General features: G+C 58.5%; 17 protein-coding genes, 5 tRNA genes and 1 pseudogene. 2 read left to right on the forward strand and 21 right to left on the reverse strand.

The features are described 5' to 3' along the window. Positions 1-421: 421 nt before the first annotated feature. Positions 422-1,363, reverse strand: coding sequence for an HlyC/CorC family transporter (locus tag B9Z50_RS16855; RefSeq protein ID WP_108365921.1), 942 nt, complete (start codon positions 1,361-1,363; stop codon positions 422-424). 72 nt (positions 1,364-1,435) lie between these two features. Beyond that, positions 1,436-2,188, reverse strand: a complete 753-nt coding sequence (locus B9Z50_RS16860) for a GNAT family N-acetyltransferase (RefSeq protein WP_108365922.1) — start codon at positions 2,186-2,188, stop codon at positions 1,436-1,438. Between the two features lie 159 nt (positions 2,189-2,347). Here B9Z50_RS16860 and B9Z50_RS16865 point away from each other — a divergent pair, with 159 nt between their 5' ends. Together B9Z50_RS16865 and B9Z50_RS16870 are read left to right on the forward strand one after the other, a co-directional pair. Continuing rightward, positions 2,348-4,033: an AMP-binding protein gene (locus tag B9Z50_RS16865; RefSeq protein WP_108365923.1), complete on the forward strand. Its 1,686-nt coding sequence runs from the start codon at positions 2,348-2,350 to the stop codon at positions 4,031-4,033. Beyond that, complete coding sequence (locus tag B9Z50_RS16870) at positions 4,030-4,953, forward strand: MBL fold metallo-hydrolase (protein ID WP_108365924.1); 924 nt, start codon at positions 4,030-4,032, stop codon at positions 4,951-4,953. The genes B9Z50_RS16865 and B9Z50_RS16870 overlap by 4 nt, the downstream gene beginning before the upstream one ends. Positions 4,954-5,001: 48 nt before the next feature. Here the strand turns inward: B9Z50_RS16870 and B9Z50_RS16875 are convergent. From B9Z50_RS16875 to B9Z50_RS16965, 19 genes and pseudogenes are all read right to left on the reverse strand, one after another. Then, positions 5,002-5,077, reverse strand: a tRNA-Gly gene (locus tag B9Z50_RS16875). Positions 5,078-5,088: 11 nt separating this feature from the next. Continuing rightward, a tRNA-Asp gene (locus B9Z50_RS16880) sits at positions 5,089-5,165 on the reverse strand. 26 nt (positions 5,166-5,191) lie between these two features. Next, positions 5,192-5,267, reverse strand: a tRNA-Asn gene (locus tag B9Z50_RS16885). 59 nt (positions 5,268-5,326) lie between these two features. Further along, a tRNA-Phe gene (locus B9Z50_RS16890) sits at positions 5,327-5,402 on the reverse strand. A gap of 116 nt (positions 5,403-5,518) precedes the next feature. Further along, the gene (locus B9Z50_RS16895) at positions 5,519-6,181 is read right to left on the reverse strand and encodes a response regulator (protein ID WP_108365925.1); all 663 of its coding nucleotides are present in this window, start codon (positions 6,179-6,181) and stop codon (positions 5,519-5,521) included. A gap of 19 nt (positions 6,182-6,200) precedes the next feature. Further along, positions 6,201-8,498 (reverse strand): ATP-binding protein, encoded by a 2,298-nt coding sequence (locus tag B9Z50_RS16900; RefSeq protein WP_108365926.1) that lies wholly within the window; start codon positions 8,496-8,498, stop codon positions 6,201-6,203. A gap of 1 nt (position 8,499) precedes the next feature. Further along, positions 8,500-9,063 carry a DUF4390 domain-containing protein gene (locus B9Z50_RS16905; RefSeq protein ID WP_108365927.1) on the reverse strand — a complete coding sequence of 188 codons (564 nt, stop codon included), beginning with the start codon at positions 9,061-9,063 and terminating at the stop codon, positions 8,500-8,502. Between the two features lie 31 nt (positions 9,064-9,094). Then, entirely contained in the window at positions 9,095-10,414 is a 1,320-nt protein-coding gene (gene rsmB, locus B9Z50_RS16910) for a 16S rRNA (cytosine(967)-C(5))-methyltransferase RsmB (protein WP_108365935.1), read from the reverse strand. 131 nt (positions 10,415-10,545) lie between these two features. Next, on the reverse strand, positions 10,546-11,088 hold the full coding sequence (locus tag B9Z50_RS16915; protein ID WP_108365928.1) for a hypothetical protein: 543 nt from the start codon (positions 11,086-11,088) through the stop codon (positions 10,546-10,548). Between the two features lie 101 nt (positions 11,089-11,189). Then, positions 11,190-15,404 carry a DNA-directed RNA polymerase subunit beta' gene (gene rpoC / locus B9Z50_RS16920; protein WP_108365929.1) on the reverse strand — a complete coding sequence of 1,405 codons (4,215 nt, stop codon included), beginning with the start codon at positions 15,402-15,404 and terminating at the stop codon, positions 11,190-11,192. A gap of 23 nt (positions 15,405-15,427) precedes the next feature. Further along, positions 15,428-19,552 (reverse strand): DNA-directed RNA polymerase subunit beta, encoded by a 4,125-nt coding sequence (gene rpoB / locus B9Z50_RS16925; RefSeq protein WP_108365930.1) that lies wholly within the window; start codon positions 19,550-19,552, stop codon positions 15,428-15,430. Between the two features lie 302 nt (positions 19,553-19,854). Further along, positions 19,855-20,229, reverse strand: coding sequence for a 50S ribosomal protein L7/L12 (rplL, locus tag B9Z50_RS16930; RefSeq protein WP_090140537.1), 375 nt, complete (start codon positions 20,227-20,229; stop codon positions 19,855-19,857). A 40-nt stretch (positions 20,230-20,269) separates the two neighbouring features. Further along, on the reverse strand, positions 20,270-20,776 hold the full coding sequence (gene rplJ / locus B9Z50_RS16935) for a 50S ribosomal protein L10 (protein ID WP_108365931.1): 507 nt from the start codon (positions 20,774-20,776) through the stop codon (positions 20,270-20,272). 254 nt (positions 20,777-21,030) lie between these two features. Beyond that, complete coding sequence (gene rplA / locus B9Z50_RS16940) at positions 21,031-21,726, reverse strand: 50S ribosomal protein L1 (RefSeq protein WP_108365932.1); 696 nt, start codon at positions 21,724-21,726, stop codon at positions 21,031-21,033. Beyond that, a complete protein-coding gene (gene rplK, locus B9Z50_RS16945; protein WP_062407242.1) occupies positions 21,727-22,158 on the reverse strand; it encodes a 50S ribosomal protein L11 in 432 nt (143 codons plus the stop codon). Between the two features lie 124 nt (positions 22,159-22,282). Further along, positions 22,283-22,864 (reverse strand): transcription termination/antitermination protein NusG, encoded by a 582-nt coding sequence (gene nusG / locus B9Z50_RS16950; RefSeq protein WP_108365933.1) that lies wholly within the window; start codon positions 22,862-22,864, stop codon positions 22,283-22,285. Beyond that, positions 22,864-23,247: a preprotein translocase subunit SecE gene (secE, locus tag B9Z50_RS16955; RefSeq protein ID WP_108365934.1), complete on the reverse strand. Its 384-nt coding sequence runs from the start codon at positions 23,245-23,247 to the stop codon at positions 22,864-22,866. Before secE ends, nusG begins: the two co-directional genes overlap by 1 nt. Before the next feature lie 97 nt (positions 23,248-23,344). Next, a tRNA-Trp gene (locus B9Z50_RS16960) sits at positions 23,345-23,420 on the reverse strand. A 12-nt stretch (positions 23,421-23,432) separates the two neighbouring features. Beyond that, positions 23,433-23,559, reverse strand: a pseudogene (locus tag B9Z50_RS16965) (elongation factor Tu); the annotation flags it as partial.

A 23,559-nucleotide genomic window follows, 5' to 3' on the forward strand; every position in this document is an offset into this window, starting at 1 on the left:
TGAAGGCCAGCGGCCGGTCCGTTGTCATGGACTGGGCAATGATGCTGACCTGCTGGTTCAGACCGTGGCGCGCGGCAAAGTCGGACGAGCAGATGATGGCGGCGGCGGCGCCACAGGTGGGCGGGCAAGCCCCCGACATGGTGCATTGACACATACAGCCACCAAAAACACCCCGCCAACCAGGCCGTGGCAAACACCCCCCCGAACCAAGCCGCCCGCTTGAGTAGTGGGCCCCCATGGTCCTGCGCCAAGCTTGAGCGGGCCATACGCGCCAGCCCAGCGGCCAGCAGCGTCAAACTCAAAACCTGCAACCAGCCCTGGGCCTGGCCAGTGCCCGGCCAGGCGATGGATGCGGCCTGCGCTGCCCCCGCCAACGCGGGCCAGACGGTCTGCCATCCGCGCTCGCGTGGCGGTACACCCCTCATGGAGTGGTTCCGGGTGCAGGCGTGTTGCCCGCGCTGCTGGGCTGGTCGCCGCCAAGCGGGTCGGTGCCTGGGGCAGGCACGGGGGACACCTTGAACCAGCGCACGGCACCGGCGCGCGTGTGCAAGACCACAAAGCGCAGTCCCGACAGTTCAAAACTTTCGCCGCGGTGCGGCACATGGCCCATTTCGTGGGCGATCAAACCGCCCAAGGTGTCGAAATCATGGTCGTCATTGGCTTGACGTGCTTGCCTCAAATCCACGCCAAAGGCCTCGTCCACGCGCTCGATGGCGGTGTCGCCGCTGACCCTGAAACTGCGGTCGGGCAGCCCAAAAATATCGCCAGCATCATCGGCGATATCGAACTCGTCCTCGATCTCACCGACGATTTGTTCCAGCACATCCTCAATGGTGATCAAGCCCGCCGTGCGGCCGTACTCGTCGATCACGATGGCCAAGTGGTTGCGGTTGTCGCGGAACTGGCGCAGCAAATCGTTCAGGGCCTTGCTTTCCGGCACAAACACCGCCGGGCGCAACAAGGTGCGGATGTTCAACTCGGGCGCACGCTGCAGTTTGAGCAGGTCTTTGGCCAACAAGATACCGATGATGTTGTCGCGCTCACCCTCGAAGACCGGAAAGCGCGAATGTCCGGTGTCGATCACCTGGTGCAGCAACTCGTCCATGGGGTCTTCGATGTTCAGGAGGTCCATGCGCGGCGCAGCCAGCATCACATCGCTGGCGGTCATGTCGGCCATGCGAATCACCCCTTCGAGCATCAAACGGCTCTCGGTGTTGATGATCTGGTTGTCCTCGGCCTCGGCCAAGGTCTCGATCAGTTCATCGGCCGAATCGGGTCCGGGATGGATGAACTCAGCGAGTTTTTGCAGAAAACTTCGTTTGTCTTCGCGCTCGGCGTGGCGCGCAGGGTAGGGGTCAGACACGGTCTAGGCGGGCAGGACATGCTGTAGTGAACAAACTACAAGGATAGCGGATTTGGGTGACAAACAGCCTTTTCAGGGGCCCCGCGAAGTTTGACGGGCATCGCGTACGCCCTGGCGAATTTCTTGCACCGTGGCCAGCCACTGGCGAAACTGGTTCGCCTGCATTTTGAGCTGGTAGTCAAGCTCGGCCATTTGCTCCTGCACCAATCCACTGATCTGGCTGTCTAAAGTGGCTTGCGGCAAGGACAGATACGCCTCGCTTTCGCTGCCATCGCGCTGCACCGCAGCCCCAGCGTGGCGCGCGATCTTGAGCATGGCCACGTTCTCGCTCAAGGCGTGGATAAACAACAGATTCACCCCTTGGTTGCGGGCATGCATCACCGCATGGCCGAACAACTTGGCGCCAAAACCCTTACCTCGCTGATGCGAGGACACCGACACGCCAAACTCGGCACACGTGGCCCACTGCGGGTCGACCGAATAAGCCAGATGGGCCATGGCCACCAGCTCCAAGCGGCGGTTAAAAACCCCAAAGATCTCATCCCGCTTGAAGTTCAGACCCGCCACATAGCGGTCAATTTGCTCATCGGTGGCAGCGTATCCAAAGCGCAGGTAGCGGTCTTGAGCAGGCAGGGCCCGCAAATGCCGTGCGATGCGCGGCTTGTGGCGCGACGACAGCGAGCGAATCGGCACCCAATTGGCGCTCTTGCGGGTCACTCCGCCCGAGGCCGATAGCCCCACATCGGCAGCGCCAAACACACGTCGCCAAAGCTGGCTTAGAACGCGAGTGAGTTGCTTGGTACGCGGTTCTGAAGGGGGCGTCATGGTGGCACCTAGGGTTAACCCCATTTTGCACCGATTTGCCTGCCCGGGGATGGCACGGGTTTTGTCGCCTTTGAGACCAGTAAGCCACCATCTCAGGACTTGCCCTCTGTCAGGCCCAACAGGAGCTGGAGACAATCAAGCGCTACAGGAGACAAGCGCATGGAACGTATCTGGCTGAAGAATTACCCACCCGGGGTGCCCCACGACATCAACACAGAGCAATACAAAAGTTTGACGGATTTGATGGAAAGGGCTTTTCGCGAGCACGGCGACAACCCCTTTTCGGTCTGCATGAACCGCTGGATGAGCTACAAGCAGCTCGATGAGTTGTCTACCGCGCTGGGCGCCTGGCTGCAAAACAAGGGCCTGGAGCCAGGCAGCCGGGTGGCCATCATGCTGCCCAACTTGCCGCAATTTGCGGTGACGATGGCCGCCATCTTGCGGGCTGGCTACACCTGCGTGAACGTCAACCCGCTCTACACCCCGCGCGAATTGGAGCACCAACTCAAGGACTCCGGCGCCAGCGCCATCGTCATTCTGGAAAACTTTGCCGCCACCTTGCAAGAAGTGGTCGAGCGCACCGCCGTGCAGCATGTGGTGTTGGCGTCCATTGGCGATTTGTTGGGGCCCATCAATGGCCGCTGGCTGACCTTTGCCGTGCGGCACCTCGCCAAAATGGTGCCGCCCTTCGAGTTGCCTTTGAGCAACGGCCGCACCGTCACCTCGTTCAAAAAAGCCATCGCACAAGGCCGCATCTTGAACTTGCGCCCCACCACGCAAACCATGGACGACATCGCCTTTTTGCAATACACGGGTGGCACCACCGGTTTGTCCAAAGGCGCCGTGCTGACACACCGCAACGTGGTGGCCGCCATGCTGCAAGCCGAAGGCTGGTTCTCGCCTGCTTTGGCAGATGTGCCCGACCTGCGCAAAGTGAACAACGTCGCGGCTTTACCGCTGTACCACATCTTTGCGCTGACGCTGTGTTTGTTGGCCATCCGCCAAGGCTCCTACCTGACCCTGGTGCCGAACCCCCGTGACTTTGCCAAATTCATCGAGGTCCTCAAGCAGCGCCCCTTCCATGTGCTGCCCGGCGTGAACACGCTGTTCAATGCCCTGATGCAGCACCCGATGTTCAAGACCCTCGATTTTTCCTCGCTCAAACTCACCCAGGCGGGCGGCATGGCCGCGTCAGAGGGCACAGCCCACAACTGGCAAAAAGCCACGGGCAGCGCCATGATCGAAGGCTGGGGCATGAGCGAGACCTGCGCGATCGGCACCAACAACCCCGTGACGCAAAAGACCTTCAGCGGCAACATCGGCCTGCCCTTGCCAAGCATCGACATCGCCATCAAGGACGACGACGGTCACAGCCTGCCCCTGGGCAGCTCGGGAGAAATCTGCATCCGCGGCCCCAACGTCATGACCGGTTATTACAACCAGCCTGCTGAAAACGCCAAGACCTTCACCGAAGATGGCTTCATGCGCACGGGCGACATCGGCATCATGGACGAAGGGGGCTTCACCCGCATCGTGGACCGCAAAAAGGACATGATCATCGTCAGTGGCTTCAACGTCTTCCCCAGCGAGCTGGAAAACCTGATCTCGACCTGCCCCGGCGTGGTCGAGTGCGCGGCCGTGGGCATTCCCGACGCCATGCAAGGTGAAACCATCAAAGTGTTTGTGGTGCGCAACGACCCGATGCTGACCGAAGAAGCTGTCTCGCGTTTTTGCCAGGACAAACTCACGGGCTACAAGCGTCCCAAATACATCGAATTCCGCGACGAGTTGCCCAAGTCCAACGTGGGCAAAATTTTGCGCCGCGACCTGCGCAGCGCCAAATGAATCCATCCTGCACCCTGCCACCAGGCGTGCGCGTGTTCGAACGTGGCTGGTTGTCGGCCAACAACGTACTCCTGCTCGACGCGGACAGCGCCACCTTGGTCGACAGCGGCTACGTCACCCACCAGGCCCAAACCCTGGCCTTAGTGGCGCAAGGCCTGCAAGGCCGCATGCTGGACCAACTGGTCAACACCCACCTGCACAGCGACCATTGCGGCGGCAATCAGGCCCTGCAAGCACACTATCCAGGTCTCAAAACATGGATCCCACCCGGCCTGTCACAAGCCGTGCAGGATTGGCGCGAAGAAGAGTTGAGTTACCAACCTACCGGCCAGAACTGCCCCCCCTTTGCTTTTAACGGCTTGCTGCAACCGGGAAGCACCCACCGCTGGGCTGACATGGACTGGCAAGTGCACGCCGCCCCCGGTCACGATCCCCACTCGGTGATCTTGTTTGCGCCAGAACACCGCCTGCTGATGTCAGCCGATGCACTCTGGCAAAACGGCTTTGGCGTGGTGTTTCCCGAGTTGGCAGGCGTGGCCGCATTTGACGAAGTCGCCCAAACACTGGATCTGATTGAGCAGCTCGACCCCGCCACCATCATCCCGGGGCATGGTGCGGTCTTTACCGAAGTGAGCCCAGCGCTGGCCTTGGCCCGCAGCAAACTCGATGGCTTTGCGCAAAACCCTGAGCGGCACGCACGCTATGGCACCAAGGTGTTGCTCAAATTCAAACTGCTCGAATGGGGCCAAATCACACGCGCCGACTTCAGCGCTTGGGCCATGAAGGTGCCCTACATGCGCGAACTGCACCACCGCTTTGGCCAAGGACACAGCCTCAGCACATGGCTGGACATGATGCTCGCCGAGTTGGCGCGCAGTGGCGCCATGCAAGAGGTGGACGGCGTGTTGCACAACGCCTGAAGCTCAAACAACAAAGCCCCTCGAGCTTGCGCCTGAGGGGCTTGAATCTGGAGCGGGAAACGAGGCTCGAACTCGCGACCTCAACCTTGGCAAGGTTGCGCTCTACCAACTGAGCTATTCCCGCAAACATCACTTTGGCGGAGTGGACGGGACTCGAACCCGCGACCCCCGGCGTGACAGGCCGGTATTCTAACCAACTGAACTACCACTCCCGGCAGTCTTCTCGTCATGGCCCGAATGGCTCCTCGACCTGGGCTCGAACCAGGGACCTACGGATTAACAGTCCGGCGCTCTACCGACTGAGCTATTGAGGAACAAGGATGACTTGAAAAGAAAACGTCGTAGAAATCTGCATTTCTACGACGTTTGATCTTGGTGGCCTGGGGCAGAATCGAACTGCCGACACGCGGATTTTCAATCCGCTGCTCTACCAACTGAGCTACCGGGCCTGAGCCTTGTATTCTAGCAGGTCTTTTGTGTGCTTCAGAGCGCGCGCTTCAAAAAATATCCGGTTGCAACGCCACTGCCGATGCCCAAGGGGCAATGGCATCGCCACTGCGACCCATCAATGGTTGCGCTTACTGCGTGTGAGGTCCACACCAAGTTGCTTGAGCTTGCGGTACAAGTGCGTGCGCTCCAGCCCGGTTTTTTCAGCCACACGGGTCATGGAGCCGCCTTCGTGGGCGAGGTGGAATTCAAAGTAGGCTTTTTCGAAAGCGTCGCGCGCTTCGCGCAGCGGACGATCCAGTTCAAAACTTTGATGCACGTCAGGGGCTGAGACGTTTTCGGTGGCAACCACCGTGGACATGGACAACACACTGGGCGGCGGGGGCGGGATCGCGGCCAACATGGCTTGCTGCACTTGATCGCGGGCCAAGCCTTGCTCAACGGCTTTGAGCAGTTTCTGCAAGGTAATGGGCTTTTCCAAAAAGGCGTGTGCGCCAATCTTGACGGCGTCCACCGCGGTGTCGATGGTGGCATGACCGCTCATCATGATCACAGGCATGTTCAGCAAGCCGTTGGCGGCCCACTCCTTGAGCAAGCTCACGCCATCGGTGTCGGGCATCCAGATGTCGAGCAGCACCAGGTCTGGACGCATGTTTTGGCGGGCCTCGCGTGCTTGCGCAGCGTTTTCGGCAAGCTCGACCTGGTGCCCCTCATCAAAGAGGATTTCTGAGAGCAGGTCGCGTATGCCCAGCTCGTCGTCCACCACCAAAATATTTGCCATATGCCTGATTTGTCACTGTTCATGAAGAGGGCTGATCTAGCCCCTGTGCGGTTTGCACCACTGCGAATGATAACGAGACTTGCGCGCCCTGAATGTCGCTGCCTTCTTGCACGTTGGCCATGTCGATGCGGGCGCCGTGTTCGTCGGCTATTTTTTTCACCACGGCCAAGCCCAGGCCCGTGCCTTTGGCCTTGGTGGTGACATAGGGCTCAAAGGCCCGCTGCAAGATGTTGGGGGCAAAGCCGGGGCCGGTATCGGTCACTGTCAGTCGCACCCGCTGGCGCTGCGCACGCCACTCTGTGCGCACTTGCACACGGGCTGGGCTCAGGCTTTGGCCACGCGCCTCACAAGCATCTTGTGCGTTTTGCAGCAGGTTGTGGATGACTTGGCGCAACTGTTGTTCATCACCCAAGATGGGGGGGCAGTCTTCATCGAGCTCGGTCAACACCGCGGCGCGGTTCACGCTGTCGTGCGGCTCGCTGGCGTACAAGGCGAGCACATCCGTGACCAGCGCATTGAGTTGCAACGGTTTGAGATCGGCCGTTGGTAAACGCGCGTAATCGCGGAATTCGTTGACCAGGCGCTTCATGGCTTCCACCTGGTCAACGATGGTCTTGACCGATTTGGCCAACACCGCGTCATCCTGCGCTTCCAGTTTGCCGATCAGGCGTCTTTGCAGGCGCTCGGCCGAGAGCTGGATCGGTGTGAGGGGGTTCTTGATTTCGTGTGCCAGGCGGCGTGCTACTTCACCCCAGGCCTGTGCGCGTTCGGCCGAAACGATTTCCGAGATATCGTCGAACACCAGCAAGCGCATGCCGTCAGGCAATACGGCCCCGCGTGCGAGCAGCGTCACGCCGGTCTGGCTCAGACCTTGGCCTGCGGCGTGGATGTCAAAGGATTTTTGCCAGTGGTCCAATTCGTGCGCGTCTGTGCCGGCGTACAAGGCCTTGAATTGAGCATCCACCTCTTGCGCAAAATTTTGCAGGCCGGGCAGCCCTTGCAGGCCCTGGCCTTCGTGTGCGCTGACAGGCACGCGCAAGATGCGTGTGGCTCCTGGGTTGGCTGACACGATGGTGCCTTGAGCATCCAACACCATGACCCCGGCCGTGAGGTTGTCCAGGATGGTTTGCAGTTTGCTTCTGGCCTGGTCAAGCTGGCTCAGGCTGCGCTCTCCGCTGGCGCGGGCATCGGCCAGTTGCTGGGTCATCTGGGCAAACGAGCGGGTCAGGCCGCCCAACTCGTCTTTGCCTTGCAGCGCCAATTTGGGCCGCAGATCACCGGCCGCCACCTGGCGCATGCCGTGGGCCAGCAGCAGCAAGGGCCGCGCCAATTGGTTGCCCAACAAGACGGCCAACAAGATGGCCCCGAGCACGGCCAGGAACAAGCTCAGTGTGAGCGTGCCAATGTACATGCGCCGCAGGCCGTCACGGGCCAGTGCCCGCTCTTGGTATTCGCGGTAAGCGGCTTGCACTTCCAGCGCGTTGTTGACCAGTGTGGGGGGCAGATCTTGGGTCACCATCAGCAAGCGCCGGTCTTCGCTCAGGGCCAGGCTCCATTGCGGAAACAGCACCAAGACCTTGATGCGGCCCTTGTCGCCACCGGGAACGGCTTCGTCCAACCCCTCCACCCAGGTCAGGATACCGTTTTGTCGTGCCTCCCGCAGTTGCTGGGGCGTGGGGCGGTCAGCCCTCAGTTGAAAACGCGAAGGCCCGGCGCTGGCCACCATTTGCCCGCCCGAACTCCAGATGGCCACATCACTGACACCCAGTTGGGTTCGGATTTTCTCGGCCGCAAGTGCTGGGTTGAGTTCACTGGTTTCTGCCCAGTTGGCAGCGGCGGCCTTGCCTTGCTTGCTCAGATCGTCGCTCAAGGTGTCCAGTGTCGCGCGTCCCAAATTCAGGCCCGCGACCAAGGCCGCCTCCACCTTCACATCGAACCAGCTTTCAATCGAGCGCGAGACGAATTGGTACGACACCACATAAATGAGCAAACCGGGGATGACGCCCACCAGGGCAAAGATGCCTGCCAATTTGACCAACAAGCGTGAACCAAACTGGCCTTTGTACAAGCTGCGCAACAAGCGCAGCATGCCCCACAAGATGGTGATCAACAAGCCGCTGGCGACCACCGCGTTGATGATCACCAGCCATTCGTAATTCTGGTTGTATCGGTCCCGGTTGCCGGTCGCCTGTGTCATGAGCACCAACAAGCCTATGCCGATGGCGGCCACGCTCAAGGCACCCACCAGCATCAACCAGCGGCTGGTCCGTGAAGGCCGCTCGGTCAATGGCTCGCTGGAGGCTTTGAGCCAAGCCATCTCAGCGCACCAACTCTTCACTCAGGCGCAGGGTCTTGACGACCTGCAGGTTCCAGTCAGCCTGATTGCCAGCAGCGATTTGGAACGGGCGCGGCAACTGCGAAACATCGAGTCTGAATTCGTAGCGCAGCCGTTGCCGGGCATCGGGGTCCAGGCTCTGGGCATCGGCGATCTTCCAAGCCGATTGACGCCTGATCAAGTTGAGCGCCTCGGTCAGTGTTTCGAAGTTCTGTGAAATGCTGCCCGCCATGCCCGTGCCTGAAATCGGCTCGCTGGAGACATTCAGACGCCAGCGACGTGTCAGCGGCTGAAAGGCCAAGCGGTAATAACGGCTGGCTGCGCCAATTTTTTTATCGGTCCAGTACCAGCGCTCTCGCAGCACTTCAGCCTCGACCAAAAAGTGAACGGCCAGACCCTTGATGAGGGCATCTTCCACGGCCGGGCCCAATTCCAACTTGAGCTGGGCATTGAGCAACAAGGCATTGTCCTTGCGCACCGGCATGAGCTCGGTCAGCTCCACGCTGGAAGTTTGCGCCCATGCACTGCCCATGCCCAGCAATGCCATGAGCAAAGCCCGGGTCAACCAAGCGCCAAGCTCAATCCCGATCCTTCTCCAGCAGTGCGTAATAAAAACCGTCATGTTCACCCAGTGCATTGTGCTTGACTGGAAGGCCTGTGGGTATTTTGCCGGGTATCAAATGTCCAGGCGAGGGCAGCATTTGTGCATCGGTGTTGCGCTGAAGAAACGCTTGCACGGTGTCATCTCCCTCTGAACGGAAAACCGAGCAGGTGCAATACAGCAGACGACCCCCCGGGGCCAGCAAAGGCCACAGGGCCTTGAGCAGTTGGGCCTGCGTTTGGGCCAGTTGTGCGCTGTCCCCCGGGCGGCGCAGCCAACGCACATCGGGGTGCCTGCGCACAATGCCGGAGGCAGTGCAGGGCGCGTCCAGCAAGATCGCATCAAAAGCCACACCATCCCACCATTGCGCTGGCTGGGCTGCATCGGCGGCGCGAACTTCAGCACGGGCGCGAGTGCCCAGGCGCTGCAGGTTGTCCTCGATGCGTTGGCACCGCGCAGCATCCACATCCAGCGCCAAAACCTGTGCATTGGGGTAGCAAGCCAGAAGATGTCCGGTTTTGCCGCCCGGAGCGGCACAGGCGTCCAGAATGCGCCAGGGCTGCGCCGCCTCGCGGCCTTGCAGCAACAACGGCGCCGCGACTTGCGCGGCGGCATCTTGTACCGACACTTGACCCAACTCAAAACCGGGCAACTGGTGCACGGGTACCGCACGCCCGAGTTGCAAACCCGTTGCACCGACCGGTTTGGCAGCCAAGCCCATGACCAGCAACTGCGCCTGGTAATCGGCCACACTCTGGTGGCGGGTGTCTACGCGCAAACTCATGGGCGCTGGCTCCTGCGCCATGTCCAGCAATTTTTCCCAGTCTTCGGGGTATTCGTCCTTCACACGCGCCACCCACCAGCGCGGGTGATTCCAGCGTGCCTGGGGGTCGCCGTCGGTATCTGCCACCAAAGCCTCACGCTCGCGCAGAAAACGGCGCAAACAGGCGTTGATGAACCCGCTTTGGGCCTGGGTCTGGCGTTGTTGCCGGGCTGCCTCGACGGCCTGATTGACCAAGGTGTGCACAGGGTAGGGAGCACCTTCGCCCTGCCAGCTCAGGGCGAGGGCGGTGCACAACAAAGCATCGGCCGCTGGGGGCGGTGCCTTGGTGGCCAAACGCTCACGCAGTGCCATGGCCCGCCCCAGTTGACGCATCACCTGGAAAGTGAGGGCTTGGACACCCGGACGCAAGTCGGGCGTGACGCTGGTCAATTCGGCGGTCAGAGAGCGTCCTGCCAGCACCGCTTGAACCACTGCGGCCGTGGCTTGCAGTTGCCGCGACAAAGGCACGGACATGGTCTTGCCCTGATCGTTTGTGGGCTGCTTGCTGGCGCTCTTCTTGAGTTTGGGCGCAGATTGAGCGGCACCCTTGGCCATCTGTGTGGGTGATTTCTGCGTTGCAGGCTGGTGGTTCATCGCATCGATTCTCAGGTGGAGGCCATGGTCAGGTCCATGCGCACAGCGGGTTTGAAGTTCAATCGCCTCGCCAGCCAGGAAGCCGGGCGCATCCTCAATGCGTCGTTGTAAGCGCCGACGGCCACATGGTAAGGAATCATGGCCGCAGGCAAGGTCTGCCGCATGCGGTTCAAAGCGATGTCCAGATCAGGGCGGAAGGCCTCATGGACTTGCTGCTGTAACAAACGGATTTCGCCAACCAACTGCAAATGCTGGCTGATCACCAGCTTGAGCACTGTTTCGTCCAGCGGCTGTATGCGAGCCTGCGTGAGGGCTTCGAGCATCTGGTCACTGGCGGTTTGCACCGCCTGCAACTCTTGAGCCTCAGCCTCACCCACCAGGCTTTGCCGCGCTGCCAATCCCCCTTGTAAGCGAATCAACAAACGCAGCCAAACCGCGTCCACACTGCTCCACTGGCGCACCACTTCAGCGCGCAAACGCACCAAGCGGTTGTGCGCACCCACCGCCCAAAATAGACACAAGGCCAGCACCACACCCACCACCAGAGCACCCATGTTGGATTCCTCGCAGGTTCATTTTCCAAAAAGAACAGCCCCTGTCCATATGGCGGCACAGGGGCTGAATAGGCTCACCGCTCAAGCGGTGAATGCATCGCTCAGGCGGCTTCGCCAGCGTCGGTGACGGTGTCTTCAGCCGTGTCGCTGGCCAGGTCCGCCGCTTCGGCTTCGGCAATGGCACGGCGCTCGGCGTCGTCCATGGCGTCCTTCACTTTGCGTGCCTGGTGGTAAGCCAAGCCGGTACCGGCAGGAATCAGGCGTCCGACGATGACGTTTTCCTTCAGGCCACGCAACTCGTCGCGCTTGCCCATGATGGCCGCTTCGGTCAACACGCGGGTCGTTTCCTGGAAGGAAGCGGCCGAGATGAACGAATCGGTCGACAAGGAGGCTTTCGTGATACCCAACAGCAAGTTGCTGAAAGTTGCGGGAATCTTGCCGTCGCGCCGCAAAGCGTCATTGGTGTTGAGCATTTCCGAACGCTCCACCTGCTCACCAGAGATGTAGTTGGAGTCGCCGATATTCTCGACCACCACGCGGCGCAGCATCTGACGAACAATCACTTCGATGTGCTTGTCGTTGATCTTCACGCCTTGCAAGCGGTAAACGTCCTGCACTTCGTCCACGATGTAGCGGGCCAGCTCTTCGATGCCCAACAGACGCAAGATGTCTTGTGGGTCGGCTGGGCCGTCCACAATGCTCTCGCCCTTGTTGACCACTTGGCCTTCGTGCACCAGGATGTTCTTCTCTTTGGGGATCAGCTCATCCCAGACCTTGCCTTCAGGGTCGGTGATCTGCAAACGGACTTTGCCTTTGGTTTCCTTGCCGAAAGACACGGTACCGGTGATCTCGGCCAGCATGCCCTTGTCTTTGGGTGTGCGGGCTTCGAACAGTTCGGCCACTCGGGGCAAACCGCCGGTGATGTCTCGGGTCTTCTGACCTTCCACAGGGATACGTGCCAGAACTTCGCCTGGGCCCACATCCATGCCGTCGCGCACCTGGATCAGCGAGCCGATCTGGAAGCCGATGGTCACCGAGTGGTCGGTGCCGGGAATCTTGACTTCTTTGCCTTGGGCATCGATCAACTTCACCTGAGGACGGATGACCTTGGCAGCGCCACGGCGCTTGGGGTCAATGACCACGAGCGTAGACAAGCCGGTCACTTCGTCCAGCTGCTTTGCAACGGTCAGACCTTCTTCGACGTTCTCGAACTTCACGGTACCTGCGTACTCGGTGATGATCGGACGTGTCAGTGGGTCCCAGTTGGCCAAAATGGCGCCAGCCTTGATGGTCTGGTCGGCCTTGACCGACAAGATCGCACCGTAGGGCACTTTGTGACGCTCGCGCTCACGGCCGTGCTCGGTGATCACGATCTCGCCAGAGCGAGAAATCACCACCAACTCGCCTTTGCTGTTGGTCACATAACGCATGGTGGCGTTGAAACCGATGGCGCCGTTGGACTTGGCTTCCACGCTGGAGGCCACAGCGGCACGCGAGGCCGCACCACCAATGTGGAAGGTCCGCATGGTCAGCTGGGTGCCGGGCTCGCCAATCGACTGGGCTGCGATCACACCGACGGCTTCGCCGTTGTTGACCAAGCCGCCACGGCCCAGATCGCGGCCATAGCACTTGGCGCACAAACCAAAGCGGGTTTCGCAAGTCAAGGCGGTACGCACCTTGACTTCGTCCACGCCTGCAGCTTCCAGCTCTTCAATCAGGTCTTCGTCGAGCATCACGCCCGCTTCTGCCAGAACAGCGCGGTTTTCAGGGTGCAGAACGTCTTCGGACACCGTGCGGCCCAAGATACGGTCGCGCAGCGATTCGATCACTTCACCACCTTCGACGATGGCGCGCATCAGCGAGCCGTCGGCAGTGCCGCAATCGAGTTCGGTTACGACCAAGTCTTGGGTCACGTCGACCAGACGACGGGTCAGGTAACCCGAGTTTGCGGTCTTCAAAGCCGTGTCGGCCAGACCTTTACGTGCACCGTGTGTCGAGATGAAGTACTGCAACACGTTCAGACCTTCACGGAAGTTCGCCGTGATGGGGGTCTCGATGATGGAGCCGTCAGGCTTGGCCATCAGACCACGCATACCGGCCAGCTGGCGAATCTGCGCTGCAGAGCCGCGCGCACCGGAGTCGGCCATCATGTAAATCGAGTTGAACGATTCCTGATCGACTTCGTTGCCGTGGCGGTCAATGGTGCGCTCTTTGCGCAGTTGGTCCATCATCACCTTGGAGACGACGTCACCGGCTTTGCCCCAGATGTCCACCACCTTGTTGTAGCGCTCGCCAGCGGTCACCAGACCAGAGACGTATTGCTGCTCGATGTCTTTGACTTCTTTTTCGGCGGCTTCGATGATGGCGGGCTTTTCTGGAGGCACCAACATGTCGTCAATACCGATCGAGATGCCGGCGCGTGTGGCCAGACGGAAACCGTTTTGCAACAGCTTGTCGGCAAACACCACGGTCTCCTTCAATCCGCATTTACGGAAAGAGGTGTTGATCAGCTTGGAGATTTCCTTCTTCTTCAGTGCCTTGTTCAGGTTGCTGAATGGCAAGCCCTTAGGCAGGATCTCGGACAGCAGAGCACGGCCCACGGTGGTTTCTACCATCGACACCGACGAGGTGAACTCACCCGTGGCTTTGTCTTTGGTCCACTCGGTCATGCGCACGTTGATCTTGGCAGTCAACTCGACAGCATTCGCGTCCAAGGCACGTTGAACTTCACCGATGTCGGAGAAGATCAGGCCTTCGCCTTTGGCGTTGATACGGTCACGTGTGGCGTAGTACAAGCCCAACACAACGTCTTGCGACGGCACGATGGAGGGCTCGCCCGAAGCGGGGAACAAGATGTTGTTGGAGGCCAGCATCAAGGTGCGGGCTTCCATTTGCGCTTCAACCGACAAAGGCACGTGAACGGCCATCTGGTCACCGTCGAAGTCGGCGTTGAAGGCCGCGCAAACGAGGGGGTGCAGCTGAATGGCTTTGCCTTCGATCAACAGGGGCTCAAATGCCTGGATGCCCAAACGGTGCAGCGTAGGCGCACGGTTGAGCATCACGGGGTGCTCTTTGATGACCTCTTCCAGGATGTCCCACACCACCGGTGTACCGGCTTCGACTTCCTTCTTGGCGGCCTTGATGGTGGTCGCGATGCCCATGGCTTCGAGACGTGCAAAGATGAACGGCTTGAACAACTCAATCGCCATCAGCTTGGGCAAGCCGCACTGGTGCAATTTGAGCGTAGGGCCCACGGTGATCACGGAACGACCCGAGTAGTCCACGCGCTTGCCCAGCAAGTTTTGACGGAAACGACCGCTCTTGCCTTTGATCATGTCGGCCAAAGACTTCAGGGCACGCTTGTTGGCACCGGTCATGGCCTTGCCGCGACGACCGTTGTCCAGCAAGCTGTCCACGGCTTCTTGCAACATGCGCTTTTCGTTGCGCGCGATGATTTCGGGCGCCTTCAATTCCAGCAAACGGCGCAGACGGCTGTTACGGTTGATGACGCGGCGGTACAGGTCGTTCAGATCGGAGGTCGCAAAGCGGCCGCCGTCCAGTGGCACCAAAGGACGCAGGTCCGGTGGCAACACAGGCAGTACTTCGAGCACCATCCACTCGGGCTTGATGCCCGATTTCTTGAAGGCTTCCAGCACTTTCAGGCGCTTGGAGTTCTTCTTGACCTTGAGTTCGGAACCGGTCAAGTCACCGCGCAGACGCTCGATTTCGCTTTCGATGTCGATGCCTTGCAGCAATTCCTTGATGCCTTCGGCGCCCATCTTGGCGACAAATTCATCGCCGTACTCTTTGACTTTGGCGTCGTAATCGTCCTCGCTCATGATGCCGAACTTCTTGAGCGGGGTCATGCCGGGGTCGGTCACCACATACGCTTCAAAGTACAACACGCGCTCGATGTCACGCAGTGTCATGTCGAGCACCAGGCCCAAACGCGATGGCAGCGACTTCAAGAACCAGATGTGGGCGCAAGGTGCGGCCAGATCGATGTGACCCATGCGCTCACGACGCACTTTGGTCTGTGTGACTTCAACGCCGCACTTCTCGCAGATCACGCCACGGTGCTTGAGACGCTTGTACTTGCCGCACAAGCATTCGTAGTCTTTGATGGGGCCAAAAATCTTGGCGCAAAACAGACCATCGCGCTCGGGCTTGAAGGTGCGGTAGTTGATGGTTTCAGGCTTTTTCACTTCGCCAAAAGACCACGAACGGATCTTCTCGGGCGATGCCAAGCCGATGCGGATGGCATCGAAGTGGTCATCGGGCGTGAACTGCTTGAACAGGTCGAGTAGTGATTTCATGGTTTAAATCCTTTGCCTGTGAATTAAGAACGCTCGAGCTCGATGTCAAGGCCCAGCGAACGGATTTCCTTGACCAGCACGTTGAACGACTCGGGCATGCCCGCTTCGATGGAGTGTTCGCCTTTGACAATGCTCTCGTACACCTTGGTACGGCCTTGCACGTCGTCGGACTTGACGGTGAGCATTTCTTGCAGAACATAAGAAGCGCCATACGCTTCCAATGCCCACACTTCCATCTCACCGAAACGCTGACCACCGAACTGGGCTTTACCACCCAGCGGCTGCTGCGTGACCAAGCTGTAAGGACCGGTTGAACGGGCGTGCATCTTGTCGTCCACCAAGTGGTGCAGCTTCAAGAAGTGCATGTAGCCAATGGTGGTTGGACGGTCGAAGGCGTCGCCAGTGCGGCCGTCAAACAGGTTGGCTTGGGTGCGTGTGGCTGTCAGACCTTTGGCTTTGGCCAAGTCGTCTGGGTAAGCCAGGTGCAACATCGCACGGATTTCTTCTTCGGCCGCACCGTCGAACACGGGCGTGGCAAAGGGGAAACCCTCTTTGAGGTTGCTGGCCATGTCCAACACTTCATCGTCGCTCAGTTGCGACAAGTCTTCTTTGCGACCCATGCTGTTGTAGAGCTGCTCGAACAGCTTGCGCAGTTCGGCAACCTTTTCCATGCGCTGGGTTTCGGCTTGCAGCATGTTGCCAATGCGTTGGCCAATGCCTTTACCAGCCCAGCCCAGGTGGACTTCAAGCACCTGACCCACGTTCATGCGCGATGGCACGCCCAGCGGGTTCAGGACGATATCGGCAGGGGTGCCATCGGCCATGAAGGGCATGTCTTCCACGGGCACGATCTTGGAGACCACACCCTTGTTGCCGTGACGACCGGCCATCTTGTCACCAGGCTGCAAGCGACGCTTGACGGCCAGGTAAACCTTGACCATCTTGAGCACGCCAGCAGGCAACTCGTCACCTTGGGTGAGCTTCTTGCGCTTTTCTTCAAACGACAAATCGAAGCTGTGGCGGGTTTGCTCCAGCGAGTTCTTGATGGACTCCAGTTGCATGGCCACGTCGTCTTCGGCTGGGCGAATATCGAACCAGTGGAACTTGTCCACCGACTCCATGTAAGCCTTGTCCAGCTTGGTGCCTTTGGCCAGCTTTTGCGGGCCACCGTTGGCCACACGGCCAACCAGCAGTTTCTCGATACGGTCAAAGGCGTCGGCCTCAACAATACGCAACTGGTCGTTCAGGTCCAGACGGAAACGCTTGAGTTCGTCGTCAATGATCTGCTGGGCACGCTTGTCACGCACGATGCCTTCACGGGTGAAAACCTGCACGTCGATCACGGTGCCTTGCGAGCCCTGGTCCACGCGCAACGAGGTGTCTTTCACGTCCGATGCTTTTTCGCCGAAGATGGCGCGCAGCAGTTTTTCTTCGGGTGTGAGGGTGGTCTCGCCCTTGGGTGTGACCTTGCCGACCAACACATCACCGGGTTGCACTTCAGCACCCACGTAGATGATGCCGGAGTCGTCCAGACGGCCCAGTTGCTGCTCGGACAGGTTGGGGATGTCGCGCGAAATTTCTTCGGCACCCAACTTGGTGTCACGGGCCATGACCACGAGTTCTTCGATGTGGATCGAGGTGTAGCGGTCTTCCGCCACCACGCGCTCGCTGATCAAAATCGAGTCTTCGAAGTTGTAGCCGTTCCAGGGCATGAAGGCGATCAGCATGTTCTGACCGATGGCGATTTCACCCAAGTCGGTCGATGCGCCGTCGGCGATCACGTCACCCTTGGCCAGTTTGTCGCCACGTTTGACGATGGGACGCTGGTGGATGTTGGTGTTCTGGTTGGAACGCTGGTACTTGATCAGGTTGTAGATGTCCACACCCACTTCACCAGCCAAAGCCTCAGCATCGTTCACGCGGATCACGATGCGGGTGGCGTCAACATAGTCAACGATACCGCCACGTGTGGCCGTGACCACGGTGCCGGAGTCGACCGCTGCAACGCGCTCGATACCCGTGCCGACCATGGGCTTTTCAGGACGCAGCACAGGCACGGCCTGACGCGACATGTTCGCACCCATCAAGGCGCGGTTGGCGTCATCGTGCTCCAAGAATGGAACCAGCGAGGCAGCCACAGACACAATCTGAGCAGGCGACACGTCCATGTACTGGATGCGCTCGGCACCGCACAGGATGGATTCACCCTTTTCACGGGCAGACACGAGGTCACCGGTCAGCTTGCCTTCTTTGTCCAAGGTGGCATTGGCCTGAGCGATGACGTACTTGCCTTCTTCGATGGCCGACAGGTAGTCGATGTCCATCGTGACTTTGCCTTCGACCACACGGCGGTACGGGGTTTCGATGAAACCGTACTCGTTCAAGCGGGCATACAAAGCCAGCGAGTTGATCAAACCAATGTTTGGACCTTCTGGTGTCTCGATCGGGCAGACGCGACCGTAGTGGGTCACGTGCACGTCACGCACTTCGAAGCCTGCACGTTCACGGGTCAAACCACCTGGGCCAAGGGCCGATACGCGGCGCTTGTGGGTGATTTCGGCCAGAGGGTTGGTCTGGTCCATGAACTGTGACAGCTGCGATGCACCAAAGAACTCTTTGAGCGCTGCAGAAATTGGCTTGGAGTTGATCAGGTCATGCGGCATGAGCGGCTCTTGCTCGGCTTGACCCAGACGCTCTTTGACGGCCTTCTCAATACGCGCCAGACCTGTGCGGTACTGGTTTTCGGCCAATTCACCCACGCAACGCACGCGGCGGTTGCCCAGGTGGTCGATGTCATCGACTTCGCCGTTGCCGTTGCGCAAGTCCACCAAGATCTTGACCACGGCCAAGATGTCTTCGTTGGTCAACACCATGGGGCCTGTGGACTCGCCACGACCCACGCGGGCGTTGAATTTCATACGACCCACACGCGACAAATCGTAGGTGTCGGGGTTGTAGAACAGGCGCTGAAACAGGGCTTGCACCGCGTCTTCTGTCGGTGGCTCGCCGGGGCGCATCATGCGGTAGATGGCCACGCGTGCTGCGAATTCGTCCACGGTTTCATCGATGCGCAGGGTTTGCGAAATGTACGCACCCTGATCGAGTTCGTTCGTGTAGATGCAAGGCAGGTCCTGCACACCAGCCGTGCGCAATTTCTTCAGCAAGGCTTCGGTCAACTCTTCGTTGGCCTTGGCCAGGATTTCACCGGTGTCGGCTTCAACGATGCTGCGTGCCACCACACGGCCAATGAGGAAGTCTTCTGGAACGCTGACGTGCGTGGTGCCGGACTGCTCCAGCTCGCGTGTGTGGCGCACCGTGATGCGCTTGTCTTTGGCAACCACCACTTTGCCGGATTTGTCGGTGATGTCAAAACGGGCCACTTCGCCACGCAGACGCTCGGCCACAAATTCCATTTGTGCACCGCTGTCCATCAGACGGAAATTGTCATTGACGAAGAAGTTCGCCAAGATCGATTCTGGGTTCAAGCCAATGGCCTTGAGCAAGATCGACACGGGCATCTTGCGACGACGGTCAACGCGGAAGTACAAGATGTCTTTCGGGTCGAATTCGAAGTCGAGCCACGAACCGCGGTAAGGGATGATGCGGGCCGAGAACAGCAACTTGCCCGAGCTGTGGGTCTTGCCCTTGTCGTGCTCGAAGAACACCCCAGGCGAGCGGTGCAACTGAGACACGATCACACGCTCGGTGCCGTTGATGATGAAGGAGCCTTTGTCGGTCATCAGGGGCACTTCGCCCATGTAGACCTCTTGCTCCTTGACTTCCTTGACCACCTTGTTTTGTGAGGTGGAGGAGTCACGGTCATAAATGATGAGTTGCACGCGAGCACGCACGGCCGACGAAAAGGTCAAACCACGGGTTTGGCACTCGCGCACGTCAAACGCTGGCTTGGCCAGGTTGTACTCGACGAATTTCATCTCCACAAAACCGTTGTGGGACACGATGGGAAATGCCGACTCGAATGCGGCCTGCAGGCCTTCATGTGTGCGTTTGGATGAAACCACACCTGCCTGCAAGAAGGACGTGTACGCGTCTTTTTGCATTTGCAACAGGTAAGGGACTTCGAGCACGCTTTCGCGGCTGCCGAAACTTTTGCGGATTCGCTTGCGTTCGGTGTATGAATAGGCCATGAGATCTCCGGGCTTGATCTTTCAGAACTGTGTGTTGACTGGGCTTTTGCACCCCTTCAACGGTCTTGGCGGCTGGCCTCTACCAGCGTTGGCGGACGATTGCGCATTGCACGCAACCCGTACCAAGGGTTTTCTGCAGTCGGGTCAGAAAACACTGGAAAGCAGACTGGGCTCAATCTTCTTTCCGGTGTTTCGTTGAAACACTGGAAAACTGACTTTGATCAATCTACTTTTCGGTGCGCTCTTCAAGCACCAAAGGCTGGAGGCCCTTTCGGGCACTCCAGCCTTGGAACAGGGCCGAATTACTTCAGCTCGGCCTTGGCGCCAGCTTCTTCCAGCTTCTTCTTGGCAGCTTCAGCGTCAGCCTTTGGCAGGCCTTCTTTGACTGCTTTGGGAGCGCCGTCAACCAGGTCTTTGGCTTCTTTCAAGCCCAGACCAGTGATTTCACGCACTGCCTTGATGACGGACACTTTGTTAGCGCCGGCTTCCAACAACATCACGTTGAATTCAGTCTTCTCTTCAGCAGCAGCAGCGGCACCGCCACCAGCAGCAGCAGGAGCAGCCATAGCGGCAGCGCTCACGCCAAATTTCTCTTCGATGGCTTTCACCAGGTCGTTGAGTTCCATGACCGTCATGCTGTCCAGCGCGGTCAAAAATGCGTCTTTATCGAATGCCATTTTTATTTCCTAACAATTGGTTAAAACACGAACGCTGGCCTTAAGCGGCAACAGCTTCGCCTTCGCCTTTTTTGGCCGCCAGAGCACCCAACACCACAGCGGTGCGGGACATTGGCGACATCAGCAAGCCACACAACTGAGCCAACAAAACTTCTTTCGAAGGGATGCTTGCCAATTGCTTCACGCCGTTGACGTCCAGAGCTTTACCTGCAAATGCACCAGCGCGAATGACCAACTTGTCGTTGGTTTTCGCGAATTCGGCCACCACTTTCGCGGCGGCGACTGCATCTTCAGAGAAGCCATAGATCAGCGGACCGGTCATCTGGTCAGCAACAATTTCAAACTGCGTACCTGCCACAGCTCGGCGGGCCAGAGTGTTTTTCAACACGCTCAGCGAAACGCCCAGGCTGCGAGCTTTGACGCGCAGGTTTGTCATGTCAGCGACCGTGATGCCACGGTATTCCGCCATCACCAGCGTTTGAGCTTTAGCGGCGAGGTCGGTCACTTCGGAAATGACCGCTTCTTTCTCACTGCGATTCAGACTCAAGGTCTACTCCTTTATATGTGTTGTCCGGGTTGCCCCTTGAACACGCCTATTTGCAGCGACCAACTGTTTTGGATCTTCATCCATCTGCAGCGGGATCGCCATCTGCGTTGGCCCAAAACTTCAACATCCATTGAGGTTTTGTTGATTAAGCACACAAGGTGTGCACCAACGGTCTTGGATGGCCCACTGGTCTTTCGCAAGATCAGTGGCCCACCACATTGAGGGACTCGGATGAGCCCCTCAAATCTTTGCCATCACGCCGAGATGGATTGTGTGTCGACGCGAACGCCCACACCCATGGTCGACGACACAGCCACTTTGCGCAGGTAAACACCTTTGCTGGTTGCAGGCTTGGCTTTCACCAAAGCTTCAACCAATGCTGCCAAGTTGCCCTGCAACTTGTCGGTGTCGAACGAGCGACGACCGATCGTGCCATGCACGATACCGGCTTTGTCCACACGGAACTGCACTTGACCGGCTTTGGCATTGCGCACAGCTGTGGCAACGTCTGGCGTGACGGTACCGACTTTGGGGTTAGGCATCAGACCGCGTGGGCCCAAGATCTGACCCAAGGTACCGACCACGCGCATGGCGTCAGGGGCAGCGATGACCACGTCGAAAGGCATGTCGCCAGCTTTCACACGGGCTGCCAGGTCGTCCATGCCAACCACGTCTGCACCTGCAGCCAATGCTTCTTCAGCTTTAGCGCCTTGTGCAAACACGGCCACACGGGCGGTTTTACCGGTGCCGTTAGGCAACACAACCGCGCCACGCACCACTTGGTCCGACTTCTTGGCGTCAATACCCAGCTGGACAGCCACGTCAATGGATTCGTCAAACTTGGCGGTGGCGCACTCTTTGACCATGGTCAATGCGTCAGACAGTGCGTACAGCTTCAAGCTGTCAACCTTGCCAACCAGTGCTTTTTGTTTTTTAGTGAGCTTGGACATTTACACGCCCTCCACATTCACGCCCATGGAACGGGCAGTACCAGCGATGGTGCGAACAGCTGCGTCCAGGTCGGCCGCAGTCAGATCTTTCATCTTGGTTTTGGCGATTTCTTCCAGCTGAGCGCGGGTGATCTTGCCGACCTTTTCCAGACCTGGCTTGGTTGAAGCCTTGTCGATCTTGATGGACTTCTTGATCAGTGTCGCTGCAGGAGGCGTCTTGATGATGAAGGTGAAGGATTTGTCTGCAAACGCTGTGATGACCACAGGCAATGGCAGGCCCGGCTCAACGCCTTGGGTCTGGGCGTTGAACGCCTTGCAGAATTCCATGATGTTCAAACCACGCTGGCCCAGTGCTGGACCAATGGGTGGTGATGGATTGGCTTTACCAGCTGGCACTTGCAGCTTGATGAAGCCGACGATTTTTTTCGCCATGCTTTTCTCCTTACGGGTTGTAACGCTTTGGACCGGCAGGTCCTCGGCTCCCCGGGGTTAACGACTCAAGAACAAAAACCAGTGCCGAGTCGGGAAGCACTGGTTCGAAAAAAGATTCAAAGAATCAAGTCTTTTCGACTTGACTGAATTCGAGCTCAACCGGTGTGGCACGACCAAAAATGGTCACCGACACGCGCATCTTGTTGCGCTCATAGTTGACTTCTTCGACGGTGCCATTGAAGTCAGTGAACGGGCCTTCTTTGACGCGGATGTATTCACCAACTTCAAACTCCACCTTGTGACGGGGCTTGTCGGTGCCTTCTTGCATCTGATTGACGATTTTGGCCACATCGGCTTCGGAGATCGGAGCAGGTCGGTTCTTGGCGCCCCCCACAAAGCCAGTGACTTTGTTGGTGTGCTTGACCAAGTGCCAAGTCTCATCGTCCATGACCATTTCTACCAGGACATAACCCGGGAAAAATTTGCGCTCAGTGGTTCGTTTCTGGCCGTTCTTGATTTCGACCACTTCTTCAGTGGGGACCAAAATACGGCCGAACTTGGATTCCATACCCGAGCGCGTGATGCGTTCGACGATATTGCGCTCGACCGCCTTTTCCATGCCCGAATAAGCATGGACCACATACCATTTCAGGTCCGGGTTGGTCGAAGAACCTGCCATTGGCGCATTGACTACAACATCGTTCATTATTTTTTCCACCCGAGAATCAGATCGTAAAAAACCCATTCCAGAGTTTTGTCGGTGAGCCACAAAAACAGCGCCATGACCACCACAAAAGCAAACACGTACAAAGTGATTTGCAAGGCTTCTTTTCGCTCAGGCCAAACTACCTTTTTGGTTTCGCGCACCGCATCGCGGCCAAAAGCCACCAGCTGTCTGCCCGTTTCTGCCGTGAAAAACACGACCACAGCGGCCACCAGACCCACCAACAGACCAGCCCACTGCACCCAAACGCCTTGTGCGGACAACATGTAGTAAGCCACCAAGCCGGCAATGACCAGCGCAGCCACCAAGGCCAGACGCATTTTGTCGCCAGCGGTACTGACTGTTTGAACTTCGGATGTTGCCATACGGCTGAAAACCTTTGTTGAGCCTTGTTTTAAAAGGCTCTGATCAGACAAGGAAGCCCGCTAGAGACTAGCGGGCTTGAAAATCCACCTTTTCAGGTGGCAGGGGCAGTAGGAATCGAACCTACAACCTTCGGTTTTGGAGACCGACGCTCTGCCAATTGAGCTATACCCCTACTTGAACCTCTTTAAGCAATGATCTTGGCAACGACGCCCGCGCCAACGGTGCGGCCACCTTCGCGGATGGCAAAGCGCAAGCCTTCTTCCATCGCAATGGGGTTGATCAACTTCACAGTGATCGACACGTTGTCACCA

The sequence above is a fragment of the Limnohabitans sp. Bal53 genome, from assembly GCF_003063355.1.
GTDB lineage: Bacteria > Pseudomonadota > Gammaproteobacteria > Burkholderiales > Burkholderiaceae_C > Limnohabitans_A.

Bases quoted from the DNA above. Each gene is read 5' to 3' on its own strand.
- rpoC (WP_108365929.1), bottom strand. From the start codon at position 15,404: ATGAAATCACTACTCGACCTGTTCAAGCAGTTCACGCCCGATGACCAC.
- B9Z50_RS16895 (WP_108365925.1), bottom strand. From the start codon at position 6,181: ATGGCAAATATTTTGGTGGTGGACGACGAGCTGGGCATACGCGACCTG.
- B9Z50_RS16865 (WP_108365923.1), top strand. From the start codon at position 2,348: ATGGAACGTATCTGGCTGAAGAATTACCCACCCGGGGTGCCCCACGAC.
- secE (WP_108365934.1), bottom strand. From the start codon at position 23,247: ATGGCAACATCCGAAGTTCAAACAGTCAGTACCGCTGGCGACAAAATG.
- B9Z50_RS16905 (WP_108365927.1), bottom strand. From the start codon at position 9,063: ATGGCATTGCTGGGCATGGGCAGTGCATGGGCGCAAACTTCCAGCGTG.
- rpoB (WP_108365930.1), bottom strand. From the start codon at position 19,552: ATGGCCTATTCATACACCGAACGCAAGCGAATCCGCAAAAGTTTCGGC.
- B9Z50_RS16860 (WP_108365922.1), bottom strand. From the start codon at position 2,188: ATGACGCCCCCTTCAGAACCGCGTACCAAGCAACTCACTCGCGTTCTA.
- rplL (WP_090140537.1), bottom strand. From the start codon at position 20,229: ATGGCATTCGATAAAGACGCATTTTTGACCGCGCTGGACAGCATGACG.
- B9Z50_RS16915 (WP_108365928.1), bottom strand. From the start codon at position 11,088: ATGGGTGCTCTGGTGGTGGGTGTGGTGCTGGCCTTGTGTCTATTTTGG.
- B9Z50_RS16900 (WP_108365926.1), bottom strand. From the start codon at position 8,498: ATGGCTTGGCTCAAAGCCTCCAGCGAGCCATTGACCGAGCGGCCTTCA.
- nusG (WP_108365933.1), bottom strand. From the start codon at position 22,864: ATGAACGATGTTGTAGTCAATGCGCCAATGGCAGGTTCTTCGACCAAC.
- rplA (WP_108365932.1), bottom strand. From the start codon at position 21,726: ATGTCCAAGCTCACTAAAAAACAAAAAGCACTGGTTGGCAAGGTTGAC.
- rsmB (WP_108365935.1), bottom strand. From the start codon at position 10,414: ATGTCCGTGCCTTTGTCGCGGCAACTGCAAGCCACGGCCGCAGTGGTT.
- B9Z50_RS16870 (WP_108365924.1), top strand. From the start codon at position 4,030: ATGAATCCATCCTGCACCCTGCCACCAGGCGTGCGCGTGTTCGAACGT.
- rplK (WP_062407242.1), bottom strand. From the start codon at position 22,158: ATGGCGAAAAAAATCGTCGGCTTCATCAAGCTGCAAGTGCCAGCTGGT.